General features: G+C 72.9%; 14 protein-coding genes and 1 pseudogene. 7 read left to right on the top strand and 8 right to left on the bottom strand.

What is annotated here, in order from left to right; genetic code table 11:
* A pseudogene (locus EUS26_RS16970) lies at positions 1 to 241 on the top strand (hypothetical protein); the annotation flags it as partial.
* 45 nt (positions 242 to 286) lie between these two features.
* Here EUS26_RS16970 and glgA read toward each other — a convergent pair.
* The gene (gene glgA / locus EUS26_RS11090; RefSeq protein WP_130013900.1) at positions 287 to 1,534 is read right to left on the bottom strand and encodes a glycogen synthase; all 1,248 of its coding nucleotides are present in this window, start codon (positions 1,532 to 1,534) and stop codon (positions 287 to 289) included.
* A 64-nt stretch (positions 1,535 to 1,598) separates the two neighbouring features.
* Between glgA and glgC the strand changes: the two genes are divergently transcribed.
* On the top strand, positions 1,599 to 2,855 hold the full coding sequence (glgC, locus tag EUS26_RS11085; RefSeq protein ID WP_130013899.1) for a glucose-1-phosphate adenylyltransferase: 1,257 nt from the start codon (positions 1,599 to 1,601) through the stop codon (positions 2,853 to 2,855).
* A 43-nt stretch (positions 2,856 to 2,898) separates the two neighbouring features.
* Here the strand turns inward: glgC and fabI are convergent, their stop codons facing one another.
* Complete coding sequence (gene fabI / locus EUS26_RS11080) at positions 2,899 to 3,654, bottom strand: enoyl-ACP reductase FabI (protein WP_130013898.1); 756 nt, start codon at positions 3,652 to 3,654, stop codon at positions 2,899 to 2,901.
* Positions 3,655 to 3,710: 56 nt separating this feature from the next.
* Positions 3,711 to 4,445, bottom strand: coding sequence for a beta-ketoacyl-ACP reductase (gene fabG, locus EUS26_RS11075; RefSeq protein WP_165368592.1), 735 nt, complete (start codon positions 4,443 to 4,445; stop codon positions 3,711 to 3,713).
* Positions 4,446 to 4,473: 28 nt separating this feature from the next.
* Between fabG and EUS26_RS11070 the strand changes: the two genes are divergently transcribed.
* Genes EUS26_RS11070 through EUS26_RS11060 form a run of 3 tightly spaced genes read left to right on the top strand, consistent with a single transcriptional unit; the run spans position 4,474 to position 6,003 of the window.
* A complete protein-coding gene (locus tag EUS26_RS11070) occupies positions 4,474 to 4,887 on the top strand; it encodes a DUF3099 domain-containing protein (RefSeq protein ID WP_130013897.1) in 414 nt (137 codons plus the stop codon).
* Positions 4,884 to 5,105, top strand: a complete 222-nt coding sequence (locus tag EUS26_RS11065; RefSeq protein ID WP_130013896.1) for a hypothetical protein — start codon at positions 4,884 to 4,886, stop codon at positions 5,103 to 5,105. Before EUS26_RS11070 ends, EUS26_RS11065 begins: the two co-directional genes overlap by 4 nt.
* A 1-nt stretch (position 5,106) precedes the next feature.
* Positions 5,107 to 6,003 carry an SURF1 family cytochrome oxidase biogenesis protein gene (locus tag EUS26_RS11060; RefSeq protein ID WP_130013895.1) on the top strand — a complete coding sequence of 299 codons (897 nt, stop codon included), beginning with the start codon at positions 5,107 to 5,109 and terminating at the stop codon, positions 6,001 to 6,003.
* 131 nt (positions 6,004 to 6,134) lie between these two features.
* Here the strand turns inward: EUS26_RS11060 and EUS26_RS11055 are convergent, their stop codons facing one another.
* On the bottom strand, positions 6,135 to 7,988 hold the full coding sequence (locus EUS26_RS11055; RefSeq protein WP_165368591.1) for an ABC transporter ATP-binding protein: 1,854 nt from the start codon (positions 7,986 to 7,988) through the stop codon (positions 6,135 to 6,137).
* 32 nt (positions 7,989 to 8,020) lie between these two features.
* Positions 8,021 to 9,619 (bottom strand): ABC-F family ATP-binding cassette domain-containing protein, encoded by a 1,599-nt coding sequence (locus tag EUS26_RS11050; protein WP_130013893.1) that lies wholly within the window; start codon positions 9,617 to 9,619, stop codon positions 8,021 to 8,023.
* A gap of 164 nt (positions 9,620 to 9,783) precedes the next feature.
* Here EUS26_RS11050 and ypfJ point away from each other — a divergent pair, with 164 nt between their 5' ends.
* Both ypfJ and EUS26_RS11040 read left to right on the top strand, forming a co-directional pair.
* Positions 9,784 to 10,662, top strand: coding sequence for a KPN_02809 family neutral zinc metallopeptidase (gene ypfJ, locus EUS26_RS11045; protein ID WP_130013892.1), 879 nt, complete (start codon positions 9,784 to 9,786; stop codon positions 10,660 to 10,662).
* A 95-nt stretch (positions 10,663 to 10,757) separates the two neighbouring features.
* Entirely contained in the window at positions 10,758 to 12,113 is a 1,356-nt protein-coding gene (locus EUS26_RS11040; protein ID WP_130013891.1) for a dicarboxylate/amino acid:cation symporter, read from the top strand.
* A gap of 117 nt (positions 12,114 to 12,230) precedes the next feature.
* Here the strand turns inward: EUS26_RS11040 and EUS26_RS11035 are convergent, their stop codons facing one another.
* The 3 genes from EUS26_RS11035 to sufU are packed head-to-tail and all read right to left on the bottom strand — an operon-like array spanning position 12,231 to position 13,782.
* Complete coding sequence (locus EUS26_RS11035; RefSeq protein ID WP_130013890.1) at positions 12,231 to 12,914, bottom strand: acVLRF1 family peptidyl-tRNA hydrolase; 684 nt, start codon at positions 12,912 to 12,914, stop codon at positions 12,231 to 12,233.
* Between the two features lie 17 nt (positions 12,915 to 12,931).
* Positions 12,932 to 13,255, bottom strand: a complete 324-nt coding sequence (locus EUS26_RS11030; RefSeq protein ID WP_010148516.1) for a metal-sulfur cluster assembly factor — start codon at positions 13,253 to 13,255, stop codon at positions 12,932 to 12,934.
* A 38-nt stretch (positions 13,256 to 13,293) separates the two neighbouring features.
* Positions 13,294 to 13,782 (bottom strand): Fe-S cluster assembly sulfur transfer protein SufU, encoded by a 489-nt coding sequence (sufU, locus tag EUS26_RS11025; RefSeq protein ID WP_130013889.1) that lies wholly within the window; start codon positions 13,780 to 13,782, stop codon positions 13,294 to 13,296.
* Positions 13,783 to 13,791 lie beyond the last annotated feature (9 nt).

Genomic DNA, 13,791 nt, shown 5'->3' with positions numbered 1-13,791 from the left:
GTCGCAGGCCGGGGCCTGGGGGCTGCCGCCCGGGCTGCCGGGCCGGGCCGAGCGGCTCATCGCCCTGGCCGCGGGCGTGCTCACCCTCACCGACGCCGGGCTCGACCCAGACCTGCAGTCGGTCGACCTCGCCACCACGAGCGCCCGGGGTCAGACGCTGCGCCGGCTGCAGTCCGTCGCCGCCACGGCCCTGGCGGACGCGACTAACACCGCCGTCCTGCACCTCGCCGGCTGGCGCTGAGGGCCCCGGCGCGGCCGGGTCAGGGGCGCCCGACGGCGGCGGGCCTCAGCCCAGCTCGGGCAGGACCGGGGCGCGCCCCTCCAGGACGGCCCGGTAGACCTCGACGGTGCGCTCGGCCACCGTGGTCCAGCTGAACTGCTCGACGGCGCGCGCCCTGCCCGCCTCGCCGCGCCGCAGCGCCTCGTCGGCGTCCGAGCACGCCTCGACCAGCGCCCGCCCCAGGTCGGCGACGAAGGCGTCCTCGTCGACGGGGGTGCCGGTGCCGTCCTGCACCTGCTCGATGGGGACCAGCCACCCGGTCTCGCCGTCGAGGACGACCTCCGGGATGCCCCCCGTCGCGGTGGCGACGACGGCGGCCCCGCAGGCCATGGCCTCGAGGTTGACGATGCCGAGCGGCTCGTAGACGGAGGGGCAGACGAAGACGGTGGCGTGCGAGAGGACCGCGATGACCTGGGCGCGTGGCAGCATCTCGTCGATCCACACGACGGGCGCCGCCTGCTCGCCCCGCTCGGTCCGCAGCTGGTCCACCAGCGCGACGACCTCGGCCTTGATCTCCTCGGTGTCCGGTGCGCCCGCCAGGAGGACCACCTGCACGTCGTCGTCGAGCGCGCGCAGCGCCTTGAGCAGGAACGGCAGCCCCTTCTGCCGGGTGATGCGTCCGAGGAAGACCACGCTGCGGGCGTGCGGGTCGATGCCCCGCGACCGGACGAACTCGGCGGCCTCGGGCGAGGTGTCCCGCTGCCACAGGTCGGCGTCGATGCCGTTGTGCACCACGTGCACCCGGTCGGGGTCGACGTCGGGGTAGGCGGCGAGGATGTCCCGGCGCATCCCGGCCGAGACGGCGATCACCCCGGCCGCTGCCTCGTAGGCGACCTTCTCGACCATGGAGGACACGGCATACCCGCCGCCGAGCTGCTCGGCCTTCCAGGGGCGTAGCGGCTCCAGGCTGTGCGCGCTGACGACGTGCGGGATCTGCGCGAGCGCCGCCCCCAGGTGACCGCCCATGTTGGCGTACCAGGTGTGGCTGTGCACGAGGTCCGCGCCGCCCTCGGCGACGTCGCGGGCCATGAGCAGGTCGACCCCGAGGGTGCGCAGGGCGCCGTTGGCGCCCGCGAGGTCCTCGGGCACGGCATACCCCGTCGTGCCGGGCTCGTCGGTGGGTTCGTCGAAGGCCCTGACCTGCACCTCCGTCCCCTCGAGGGCCCGCAGGGCCCGGGTCAGCTCGGCGACGTGGACGCCGGCCCCGCCGTAGATGTTCGGGGGGTACTCGCGGGTGAGGATGTCGATGCGCACGCCCTCAACGTAGCCGCTGCCCCCTCCCCTCGCCAGGGGTTGACGCGGCGTCTAGGTTGGTCCCATGGCAGCGCAACGAGGCAGTCGGCGGAAGGTCCTGGCCATCGTCCTGGCGGGGGGCGAGGGGAAGCGGCTGATGCCGCTGACCGCGGACCGCGCCAAGCCGGCCGTCCCGTTCGGGGGCATCTACCGGCTCATCGACTTCGCCCTGTCCAACATGGTCAACTCCGGCTATCTCAAGATCGTCGTGCTCACGCAGTACAAGTCGCACAGCCTGGACGCGCACATCACCAAGACGTGGCGTATGTCGACGCTCCTGGGCAACTACGTCGCGCCGGTCCCGGCCCAGCAGCGGCTCGGCAAGAGCTGGTTCTCCGGGTCGGCGGACGCGATCTACCAGAGCCTCAACCTCGTGCACGACGAGCGGCCGGACATCGTGGTCGTCGTCGGCGCCGACCACGTCTACCGCATGGACTTCGCCCAGATGGTCGAGCAGCACGTCGAGACCGGCGCCGGTTGCACGGTCGCGGCGATCCGGCAGCCGATCAGCCTGGCCGACCAGTTCGGGGTCATCGACGTCAACCAGGAGGACCCGCGGCAGATCCGCGAGTTCCTGGAGAAGCCGGCCGACCCGCGGGGGCTGCCCGACGCCCCGGACGAGGTGCTGGCCTCGATGGGGAACTACGTGTTCACGACCGAGGCGCTCGAGGCCGCGGTGCGGATGGACGCCCTCAACGAGGGGTCCAAGCACGACATGGGCGGTGACATCGTCCCGGCCTTCGTGGACAAGGGCGACGCCTGGGTCTACGACTTCAAGGACAACGAGATCGCCGGGGCGACCGACCGGGACCGCGGGTACTGGCGCGACGTCGGCACCATCGACTCCTACTACGACTCGCACATGGACCTGGTGTCGGTGCACCCGGTGTTCAACCTCTACAACGAGGCCTGGCCGATCTTCACGAACTACGGCCCGCACCCGCCGGCCAAGTTCGTGCACGGCTCCGGCGACCGGGTCGGGCACGCCGTGAACTCCGCGGTGTCCCCGGGGTGCGTCATCTCCGGCGCGACGGTCACCGACTCCGTCCTCTCACCGCGGGTCATGGTGCACAGCTTCAGCCATGTGACCGGCTCCGTGCTCATGGACCGGGTCGAGGTCGGGCGCTCGTGCCAGATCCACCGCGCGATCATCGACAAGGACGTCCGGGTGCCCGCCGGGGTGCACATCGGCGTCGACCACGAGCACGACCGGCAGCGGGGCTTCACGGTCACCGACTCGGGCATCGTCGTCGTCGGCAAGGGCACCGTCATCTCGGGGTGAGGCTCACCCGGACCTCCGGGTCAGGGTCGTACCGATCCCCGAGTCAGAACCCGGTGGCGTGGAAGCCGCCGTCCACGTGGACGATCTCGCCCGTCGTGGCGGGGAACCAGTCGGACAGCAGCGCCACGCAGGCCTGGGCTGCGGGCACCGGGTCCTTGACGTCCCAGCCCAGCGGCGAGTGCTCGCCCCACCGGGCGAACTGGTCGAACTCGGGGATGGACTTGGCGGCCGTGGTCGAGATGGGTCCGGCGGAGACGAGGTTGGAGCGGATGCCCCGGGGGCCCAGGTCGCGGGCGAGGTAGCGGCTGGTCGCCTCGAAGGCGGCCTTGGAGACCCCCATCCAGTCGTAGACGGGCCAGGCGTACTGCGCGTCGAAGGTCAGACCGACGACCGACCCGCCGGCGCTCATCCGCGGCAGTGCCGCCACCGCCAGGGCCTTGAGGGAGTAGGCGCTGACCTGCATGGCCGTCGCCACGTCCTCCCAGGAGGCACCGAGGAAGTCGAAGGCGCCCTGCGGGGCGAAGCCGATGGAGTGCAGCACGCCGTCGAGGTGGTCGACGTGCTCGCCCACCCGCTCGGCGAGCGTGTCGAGGTGGCCGGTGTCCTGGACGTCCAGCTCGATGACCGGGGCGGCCTGCGGGAGGCGACGGCTGATCGCCTGGGTGATCCGCATCGTGCGGCCGAAGGAGGTGAGCACCACCTCGGCGCCCTGCTCCTGGGCCAGCCGGGCCACGTGGAAGGCGATGGAGGTGTCCATGAGCACACCCGTGACCAGAAGCTTCTTTCCCTCGAGGAGCATGGGGGAACTCTAGTGCGTCGTCCGGCCGGGGCCGGTCGTCCCCGGCGTCGTGTCGCTCAGTGGCCCATCCCCAGGCCGCCGTCCACGGGGATGACGGCACCGTTGACGTATCCCGCGTCCGGGCCGGCGAGGAAGCGCACCACCCCGGCCACCTCCTCGGGCCTGGCGAACCGGCCGGCAGGGATGCCCGCGAGATAGGTGGCGCGTCGGTCCTCGGGCAGCTGCTCGGTCATCTCGGTCTCGATGAAGCCGGGTGCCACGACGTTGGCGGTGATGCCCCGGCCCCCGAGCTCACGGGTGATGGAGCGGGCGAGCCCGACGAGTGCGGCCTTGGACGCGGCGTAGTTGGTCTGGCCCGGGGAGCCGTAGAGACCGACGACGGAGGAGATGAGGATGATCCGCCCGGCGCGGGCCTTGATCATCCCCTTCGAGGCGCGGCGGGCGCACCGGAAGGCGCCGGCCAGGTTGGTGTCGAGCACCGCGTCGAAGTCCTCGTCGCTCATCCGCATGAGGAGCGTGTCCTTGGTGATGCCGGCATTCGCGACGAGCACGTCGACGGGGCGCCCCAGGATCTGCTCGGCCTCGGTGAAGGCGGCGTCCACGCTGGCCGAGTCGGTGACGTCGCAGCGCACGCCCCTCAGCCCCTCGGGGGCCTCCCCGCTGCGGTGGGTGATGACGACGTCGTCACCGGCGTCGGCGAAGGCCCGGGCGATGGCCAGGCCGATGCCGCGGTTGCCGCCGGTCACGAGCACGGCGGCGGGGGGTGTCGAGGGGGCGCTGTGATTCGTCACGGGGCCACCGTAGTCGTATCGTGGAGGAGTGCCCACCTCCTCCGCCTCGCGCGCCGGCGCCCGCCGGCCCGCCCAGGGGGTGACGAACGCCCGACGCTCCGTCGAGGACGACCGCCGCCGCCGGATGTGGCAGTACCTCACCGCGATGGGCATCCGGACCGTGTCCTTCCCGGTCGCGGTCTGGGCGTTCACGACGCAGCGGTACGTCCTGGCCTGGATCGCCGTGTTCCTCGCCGTCGTCATCCCCGCCTTCGCGGTCATGATCGCCAACGCCGTGGACCAGCGGCGCGGGCCCGCGTCGGCGCCGCAGGCACCCACCCGTGGCCTGGGCACCGGTCCCAGCCAGGACTCCCCGCCCCAGGACGGCCCCCGCGGCGGGGCGGTCATCAGCGGCACCGTCGTGAGCGACCGGCATACCCCGCGCGGTCCTGACGCGTCGTGACCGCGGCCGCTCCCGGGCTCGTCTGCAGCGCCAAGGCCTGCCGCGCGCAGGCTGAACGGGCGGTGGTGTGGCGCAACCCGAGGCTGCACACGGCCGACCGCCGCAAGGTGTGGCTGGCGTGCCCGTCGCACGAGGACCACCTGCGCGACTTCCTCCAGCTGCGCGGGTTCCTGCTCGAGGTCGTCGGGGTGGACGAGCTGACCGAGGCGGACGGCTGAGGTGTGGCAGGTCCTGCGCCGGCCGCGCTGGCTCGGCTACCTGACGCTCGCCGTGCTGTTCGGCGTCATCACCGCCGGGCTGGGGTCCTGGCAGTGGCACCGTCACGAGACCAAGGTCGAGCGGCGGGCCGTGGTCGAGGCCAACTACGGCCAGGACCCGGTGCCGCTAGACGAGGCGCTGGCCGGTCAGGACGGGCTGCCGGCGTCGCAGCGGTGGACGAGGGTCGAGGCGACCGGGCGCTACCTGGCGGACGCGCAGCACCTGGTCCGCAACCGGCCCTACGAGGGGGTCTTCGGCTACGAGGTGCTGGTGCCCCTCCTCCTGCCGGACGGGACCGCCGTCGCCGTCGACCGGGGCTGGGTCCCGAACGCCCCCACCGCCCAGCAGCTGCCGGACGTGCCGGCCGCCCCCGGTGGGGAGGTGACCGTCACGGGCTGGCTGATGCCCTCCGAGCGTGACCTGGGCCGCGCACCGGTCGAGGGCCAGCTCGCGTCGATCAGCCTGACCGGCCTCGAGGAGGCGACCGGGCTCGACCTGCGCCCGGCCTACCTCGTGCTCGGTGCCGAGGACCCGGCCCCGGCCGACAGCCCGGCACCGCTGCCCGCCCCCGACACCGGTCTGGGCTCCCACCTCGCCTACGCCCTGCAGTGGTGGCTGACCGTCCCGGTGGGCCTGCTCCTCGTGCTCGTCATGGCCCGCCGCCAGGCCGAGGACGAGGGACTCCCGGGGTCCGGCAGGGGTCGCGTCGCCCCGGCGGGTGGCCCGCCGGACGACGACCGGCAGGACCGACCGCTGGTGGGTGCCGCGCCCGGCGCCCCCTCCGGTGCCTCCACGACGCCACCGGGACGCCGACCCCGCGGACGCAAGGTGCGCATCTGGGACGAGGAGGACGCCTGACCGTCCCTCTGGCGCCGGTCCCCTCTGCACAGGACGCGCGCCCAGCGCACACCGGACGCGCGCCCAGCGCGCACAGGACGCGCCCTCAGCGCGCGTCCTGTGTGCGGTGGGCAGGGAGGAGGGGGCCCGGGTCAGTCGCGGAACTGGGTGCGGTACAGAGCGGCGTAGAGGCCGCCGTCGGCGAGCAGCTGCTCGTGCGTGCCCCGCTGGACGACGCGGCCGCGCTCCAGCACGAGGATCTCGTCGGCGTCGCGCACCGTCGACAGCCGGTGGGCGATGACGAGGGACGTGCGCCCGTGCAGGGCCTCGTCCAGAGCGCGCTGCACGGCGACCTCCGACTCGCTGTCGAGGTGGGCGGTGGCCTCGTCGAGCACGACCACCGCGGGTGACTTGAGCAGCAGGCGGGCGATCGCCAGGCGCTGCTTCTCGCCACCGGAGAGCCGGTGACCACGGTCCCCTACGACGGTGTCGAGGCCGTCCGGGAGCCGCCGCACGAGGTCGGCGATCTGGGCGCCCTCCAGCGCCCGCCACACCTCGGCGTCGTCGGCGTGGGGCCGGGCGTAGAGCAGGTTGGCGCGCACCGTGTCGTTGAACATGTGCGCCTCCTGGGTCACCACGCCCACCGTCTCGCGCAGCGAGTCGAAGGACGCCTCCCGCAGGTCCACGCCCCCGATCCGCACGCTCCCCGCCGTGGGGTCGTAGAGCCGCGCCACGAGGGTGGTGAGCGTCGTCTTGCCGGCCCCGGAGGGTCCGACGAGGGCCACCATCGACCCGGCCGGCACCGTCGCGCTGATGTCCTCCAGCACGCGGTGACCGTCTCGGGTCTCGGCCTCCGGACGCTGCTCGAGCGAGGCGATCGACACCTGGTCGGCACCCGGGTAGGCGAAGCTCACCCCGTCCAGCTCGACCGATACCGGCCCGGAGGGTATACCGCGGGGCTCGTCGGCCTCTGCGACCAGCGGGCGCAGGTCGAGGACCTCGAAGATCCGCTCGAAGCTCACCAGGGCCGTCATGATGTCGATCCGGACGTTGGACAGCGCGGTGAGCGGGCCGTACATGCGGGTGAGCAGGGTCGACATGGCGACCAGCGTCCCGGTCGTCATCGACCCGACCTCCTCCACGACCATGACGCCGCCCATGCCGTAGACCAGCGCGGTGGCCAGCGCGGCCACGAGGCCGAGCGCGGCCGTGAAGAAGACCCGGTTGACCGCGATCGAGATGCCGGAGTCGCGGACCCCGGCGGCGCGCTCGGCATACTCGTCGTCCTCGGTGGCCGGCCGCCCGAAGAGGCGCACGAGCAGCGCGCCGCCCACGTTGAAGCGTTCGGTCATCCGGGCCTGCATGTCGGCATTCAGCCCCATCTGGCGTCGGGTGAGCGCGGAGAGCCGGTCGCCCATGAAGCGGGCGGGCACGATGAACAGCGGCACCAGCAGCAGCGCGAGCACGGTGATCTGCCAGCTCATCGAGAACAGCGCGACGAGGATGAGCACCAGCTGCACGAGGCTGCTGACGAAGCCGGACAGGATCGAGGTGAAGGCGGTCTGCGCCCCGATGACGTCGGTGTTGAGGCGGGAGACGAGGGCGCCGGTCTGGGCACGGGTGAAGAAGGCGATCGGCTGGCGCAGCACGTGGCTGAACACCTCGCGCCGCAGGTTGTAGATGAGCCCCTCACCGATGCGGGAGCCGAACCAGCGGGAGACGACGGTGACCGCCGCCTCCAGGAACGCGAGACCGGCGACCACGAGGGAGAGCCGGACCACCAGGTCCCGGTTCCCGACGTCCACGCCGTCGTCGATGATGCGTCCCAGCAGCAGCGGCACCGCGGTGACGAGGGCCCCCGCCAGCACGGTCAGCGCGAGGTAGGCGACGATGCGGCCGACGAACGGCCGTCCGTAGGACGCCACCCGGCGCGCGGTGTCCCGCTCGAGGCGGTGGTCCTGCACGCTGCGGTCCTTGGCGAAGCTGCGGAACGTGCCACCACGCATACCGACCGTCACTGAGCCACCTTCCGACGCCCTCAGGCCAGGGCGATGAGTTCTTCGTAGTCGCGTCCCCAGAGGTCCTCGACACCGTCCGGGAGGAGCAGGACCCGCTCGGGCTCGAGCGCCTGCACCGCGCCCTCGTCGTGGCTGACCAGGACGACCGCGCCCTCGTACGAACGCAGCGCGGCGAGGACCTCTTCCCGGGACGCCGGGTCCAGGTTGTTGGTCGGCTCGTCCAGCAGCAGCACGTTGGCGGCGGAGACCACGAGGATGGCCAGGGCCAGCCGGGTCTTCTCCCCGCCGGAGAGCACGCCGGCGGGCTTGTCGACGTCGTCGCCGGAGAAGAGGAAGGAGCCGAGCACCTTGCGCGTCTCGGTCTCGTCCAGGTCCGGGGCGGCGGACTTCATGTTCTCCAGGACGCTGCGCTGCACGTCGAGGGTCTCGTGCTCCTGGGCGTAGTAGCCCAGCTTGAGGCCGTGCCCCGGCTGCACCTCACCGGTGTCCGGGTCGTCGATGCCCGCCAGCAGGCGCAGCAGCGTCGTCTTCCCGGCGCCGTTGAGGCCGAGCACGACGACCTTGGACCCGCGGTCGATGGCGAGGTCGACGTCGGTGAAGATCTCCAGGCTGCCGTAGGAGCGGGACAGCCCCTCCGCGGTGAGCGGGGTGCGGCCGCAGGACGCGGGGGTCGGGAAGCGCAGCTTGGCCACCCGGTCGGCCTGCCGCTCGCCCTCCAGCCCGGCCATCATCCGCTCGGCCCGCCGGGCCATGTTCTGCGCGGCCACCGCCTTGGTCGCCTTGGCCCGCATCTTGTCGGCCTGCGCCAGCAGCGCGGACGCCTTCTTCTCGGTGTTGGCCCGCTCGCGGTGCCGCCGCCGTTCGTCGGCCTCCCGCTGCGCCAGGTAGGCCTTCCACCCCATGTTGTAGACGTCCAGCACCTGCCGGTTGGCGTCGAGGTAGAACACCTTGGTGACGACCGTCTCGATGAGGTCGACGTCGTGCGAGATCACCATGAGCCCGCCGGTGTGGCTCTTGAGGTGCTCGCGCAGCCAGACGACCGAGTCGGCGTCCAGGTGGTTGGTCGGCTCGTCGAGCAGCAGGGTGTCGGCGCCGGAGAAGAGGATCCGGGCCAGCTCGATGCGGCGTCGCTGACCGCCCGAGAGGGTCCGCAGCGGCTGCTCCAGCACCCGGTCGGGCAGGCCCAGGCTGCTGGCGATCGAGGCCGCCTCGGACTCCGCGGCATACCCACCGCGGCTGCTGAACTCGGCGTCCAGGCGGGTGTACCGCGCCATCGCCCGGTCGCGCTCCTCCCCGTCGGCGGTGGCCATGGTCTCCTCCGCCCGGCGCAGACCGCGGATGATCTCGTCGAGGCCGCGCGCGGACAGGATGCGGTCCCGGCCCAGGACCTCCAGGTCGCCGGTGCGCGGGTCCTGGGGGAGGTAGCCGATCTCACCGGTGCGGCTGATGGTGCCGGCCGCGGGCTGGCCCTCGCCGGAGAGCAGCCGGGTCAGGGTCGTCTTGCCCGCCCCGTTGCGCCCCACCAGCCCGACCCGGTCGCCGGGACCGACGCGGAAGGTCACGTCCTCCATGAGCAGGCGGGAGCCCACGCGGACCTCGACACCGGCTGCGCTGATCACGGGAGGCTCCTTCACTGGGCGACGGGCAGCACCGAGGTGGGTGCTGCGGGAGAGGTATGGCGGCGCGTCCGGGAGCCGAGGCGTGCGTCCGGGAGGCCGGTTCACTAGTCTACGCGCTGAGGCTCCGGTCCCCCGACCGGCGCGGGACGAGCGGACGGAGCATCATGACCTTCAGGGAGAACGCCAACATCGGCAGCGGGCGGGCCAGCAGGGCCGGCGGCGGCGGCAAGGTCGCGGTGGGGGGCGGCCTCGGCGCCCTGGTGCTGGCCCTGGTGGTCATGCTGCTGGGCGGCGACCCGGGCCAGGTGCTGGGCCAGCAGGAGCAGCAGGCGCCGCAGGCCCAGAACGTCGACCTGGCCGAGTGCCGGACCGGGGCCGACGCCAACGCCGATGTCGACTGCCGGATGAAGGCCACCATGGTCTCGCTCGAGGACTACTGGACCGCCGTGCTCCCCGACGCCGAGCCGACCACCGCGATCCTCTTCTCCGGGTCGGTGCAGACCCAGTGCGGGTCGGCGTCGAGCGCGGTCGGGCCGTTCTACTGCCCGCTGGACCGGCGCATCTACCTCGACACCGGGTTCTTCGACCAGCTGCAGGGACAGCTGGGTGCGGACGGGGGCAGCTTCAGCCAGATGTACGTGCTGGCCCACGAGTACGGCCATCACGTCCAGAACTGGACCGGGGCGCTGCAGTACTCCCAGCAGGACCCGCGCGGCCCGGAGTCCGGCGCGGTCCGGGTCGAGCTGCAGGCGGACTGCTTCGCGGGCGCCTGGGCCGGCAACGCCACCCGCACCGAGGACGACGAGGGCAACGCCCTGCTGGAGGAGCTGACCCGCGAGGACGTCGAGTCCGCGCTGTCGGCCGCCTCCGCGGTCGGAGACGACTCCATCCAGGAGCGGGTGCAGGGTCAGGTCACCCCGCACACCTGGAGCCACGGCAGCTCCGAGCAGCGCATGGGCTGGTTCATGCGGGGCTACGAGTCCGGTGACGCCAACCGGTGCGACACCCTCAACGCAGGCAGCGTCGACGACTACGAGGGGTGAGCGAGGTCACACGGCGGGTGGCGGAATAGCGCTGCCATAACGCCCCGTTGGGACGAGGGTTGCTTCACCTCATCCCCCACCGGAAGGTTCCCGCTGTGCTGTCCCGTCTCCGCCGGGTGTCCTTCGGCACCCAGGTGCTCATCGGCCTGGTCCTCGGCGTCGTGCTGGGCCTGGTGGCCCGCGCGACCGGGGCCAGCGCCGACGACCCCACCTGGCTGTCCGAGACCCTCGCCATCATCGGCTCCTCGTTCGTCACCCTGCTGCGCACCATCGTGCCGCCGCTGGTCTTCCTCGCGATCGTGTCCTCCATCGCCAACCTGCGGGAGGTCACCAACGCGGCCCGGCTGGCGTGGCAGACGCTGCTGTGGTTCGCCGTCACCGCCCTGGTCTCGGTGTCCATCGGTATGGTCGTCGGCTGGGTCGTCGACCCGGCGCGTGGCGCCGGGGTCAGCGCGGCAGACGCCGCCGCCCCGTCCAGCACCGGTGGGTGGCTGGACTTCCTCACCGGCCTCATCCCGGCCAACAGCCTCGGGATCTACGCCCGCGAGGGCGACGACGGCGTGAGCCTGTCCTTCAACGTCCTGCAGATCCTCATCCTGGCCATCGCCGTCGGCGTCGCCGTGGTCAAGGTCGGCAAGGACGCGGACCCCTTCCTCGCCTTCACCCGCTCGGCCCTCACGGTCGTCCAGAAGGTCCTCTGGTGGGTCATCCTGCTGGCACCGCTCGCCACGGTCGGCCTGCTCGGCAACGCCATCGTGTCCTACGGCTGGGAGACCATCGGCTCGCTGGGCCGGTTCACCCTGGCCATCTACGCCGGCCTGCTGCTCGTCGTCGGTGTCCTCTACCCGGTCCTGCTGCGCCTGCACGGGCTGTCGATCAAGCAGTTCTTCACCGGCGTGTGGCCCGCCATGCAGCTGGGCTTCGTGTCGCGCTCCTCCATCGGCACCCTGCCGGTCACCCAGTCCGTCACCGAGCGCAACCTCGGCGTGCCCCGGGCGTACTCCGCCTTCGCCGTGCCGCTGGGCGCGACCACCAAGATGGACGGCTGCGCCGCGGTGTACCCCGCCGTCGCCGCGATCTTCGTGGCGCAGTTCTTCGGCGTGGACCTCGGCGTGACGGAGTACCTCCTCATCGCCTTCGTCTCGGTCCTGGGCTCGGCCGCCACCGCGGGCGTCACCGGCGCGACGGTCATGCTCACGCTGACCCTGTCGACGTTGGGCCTGCCGCTGGAGGGCGTCGGCCTGCTGCTCGCCGTGGACCCGATCCTGGACATGGGCCGCACCGCCACCAACGTCACCGGCCAGGCGCTGGTCCCGACCATCGTGGCCAAGCGCGAGGGCATCCTCGACCTGGACGTCTACAACGGCGACCGCCGCGGGCTGCCGTGGTCGCAGGACCGGCCCGACGAGCCGGCCCCCCGGGAGACGACCCCCACGGCCACCACCGCCTGACGGCGAGCGCCTGACCGCGGCACCCCCGCGACACCCACCGAGCGCCGCTCGTGGCTGGTCCACCACCACGGGCGGCGCTCGGTGGCGCGTGGGGCGACCATCTGCGACGCTCGGTCGTCAGGCGTTGTGCACCTGCACCCGCACCGCGCGGCCGCGCCGCACGGCCTCGTCGAGGACGGTCCGGCGCGGGTCCGCGAGGTCCCACAGCCCACGCCGCGGCAGCCGCCGCACCTGGGCCGCACGGTCCGTCGGCAACGCCTCGACGACGGCCTCGACCAGGGCACGGTCGCCGCCGAGCACCAGCCCCGCCACGCCCACCGGCGCCTCCCCCAGCACCCGGTCGGTGTGCCCCGCCACCGCCTCCACGAGCGCGTCCGCCTGGTGGCCGCGGCGCCGGGCGAAGCGCTGCTGGCTCCAGCCACCGGCTGCCGTGCGCGACTGCACGTGCCGCGTGCCGACCTTGTGCCGCACCAGCGAACCGTCCTCCCCCACGACCGCCACGGCATACCCTCCCCGACGCACGAGCACCACGAGCAACCTCGGCGGCCGCTCCCACCCCGGCGCCGGGCCCCCGGTGCCTCCCGCCGTCACCGCCTGCCAGGAGCGCAGCCGCGCCCAGGACCCGTCGTGAGCCCGCGCCTCCCACGCGGTCCCCCCGTCCCCCGTGGCCCTGCCCCCTCCACCGGCGCCGTCGTCCTCGCCCACGACCGCCCAGGTGACCGGTCCGTGCGAGGCCGTGAACCGCTCGACCCACCCCGCCAGCCGCTCGGGGGCGACGTCGACGAGGTGGGTCGAGGGCATCGGTGAGGCTCGCGCCTCTAGACGTTGAAGCCGAGGGCGCGCAGCTGCTCGCGGCCGTCCTCGGTGATCTTGTCCGGACCCCACGGCGGCATCCAGACCCAGTTGATGCGGTGGCTGGTGACCAGGCCCTCGAGGCTCTGCGCGACCTGGTCCTCGATGACGTCGGTCAACGGGCAGGCGGCCGAGGTGAGGGTCATGTCGATGACGGCGTGGCTGGCCGCGTCGACGGTGACGCCGTAGACGAGGCCGAGGTCGACGACGTTGATCCCGAGCTCGGGGTCCACGACGTCGCGCAGGGCCTCCTCGACGTCGGCGACGTTGGGCGGGGTGGTGGTGGTCATGCGTTCCTCCAGAGGTGGGCGTCGGGTCGGGTGGTCGGTCAGGCGCCCTGCGGTCGCTCGCTGGCGGCGGAGATGTCCGCGCCGGCGCGCGCCAGGGCGTCGAGGTAGGCGGTCCAGGGCAGCAGGGCGCACTTGACGCGGGCGGGATACTTCGCGACGCCCGCGAAGGCGACGGCGTCGCCGATCTGCTGCGGGTCGCCGGGGTCCTCGCCGCGGCTCGTGAGCATGGCGTGCAGGTGCCGGTAGGTCTCCAGCGTCTCGGCCACGGGCCGGCCGAGGGACTCCTCGGCGAGCACCGAGGCGGACGCCACCGAGATCGAGCAGCCGAGCGCGTCGTAGGACAGGTCGCGCAGCACCGGCGCGCCGTCCTGCGCGCCCCCGGTCACGGTGTCGAGGTGCACCCGCAGGCTGATCTCGTCGCCGCAGGTCGGGTTGACGTGGTTGACCTCGACGTCGTAGGGCTCGCGCAGCCCGGCGTGCTGGGGCCGCTTCGCGTGGTCGAGGATGAGCTCGCCGTACAGGTCCATCAGCGCCTC

The sequence above is a fragment of the Serinicoccus sediminis genome (assembly GCF_004153545.1).
Lineage (GTDB): Bacteria > Actinomycetota > Actinomycetes > Actinomycetales > Dermatophilaceae > Ornithinicoccus > Ornithinicoccus sediminis_A.
Note: the sequence above shows the minus strand (reverse complement) of the source record. Positions and strands in the feature narration are given on the sequence as shown.

Coding starts and splice junctions, on each gene's coding strand:
- fabI (WP_130013898.1), bottom strand. CDS start 3,654: ATGCTCCTCGAGGGAAAGAAGCTTCTGGTCACGGGTGTGCTCATGGAC.
- sufU (WP_130013889.1), bottom strand. CDS start 13,782: ATGGACCTGTACGGCGAGCTCATCCTCGACCACGCGAAGCGGCCCCAG.
- EUS26_RS11030 (WP_010148516.1), bottom strand. CDS start 13,255: ATGACCACCACCACCCCGCCCAACGTCGCCGACGTCGAGGAGGCCCTG.
- EUS26_RS11035 (WP_130013890.1), bottom strand. CDS start 12,914: ATGCCCTCGACCCACCTCGTCGACGTCGCCCCCGAGCGGCTGGCGGGG.
- ypfJ (WP_130013892.1), top strand. CDS start 9,784: ATGACCTTCAGGGAGAACGCCAACATCGGCAGCGGGCGGGCCAGCAGG.
- glgC (WP_130013899.1), top strand. CDS start 1,599: ATGGCAGCGCAACGAGGCAGTCGGCGGAAGGTCCTGGCCATCGTCCTG.
- EUS26_RS11055 (WP_165368591.1), bottom strand. CDS start 7,988: ATGCGTGGTGGCACGTTCCGCAGCTTCGCCAAGGACCGCAGCGTGCAG.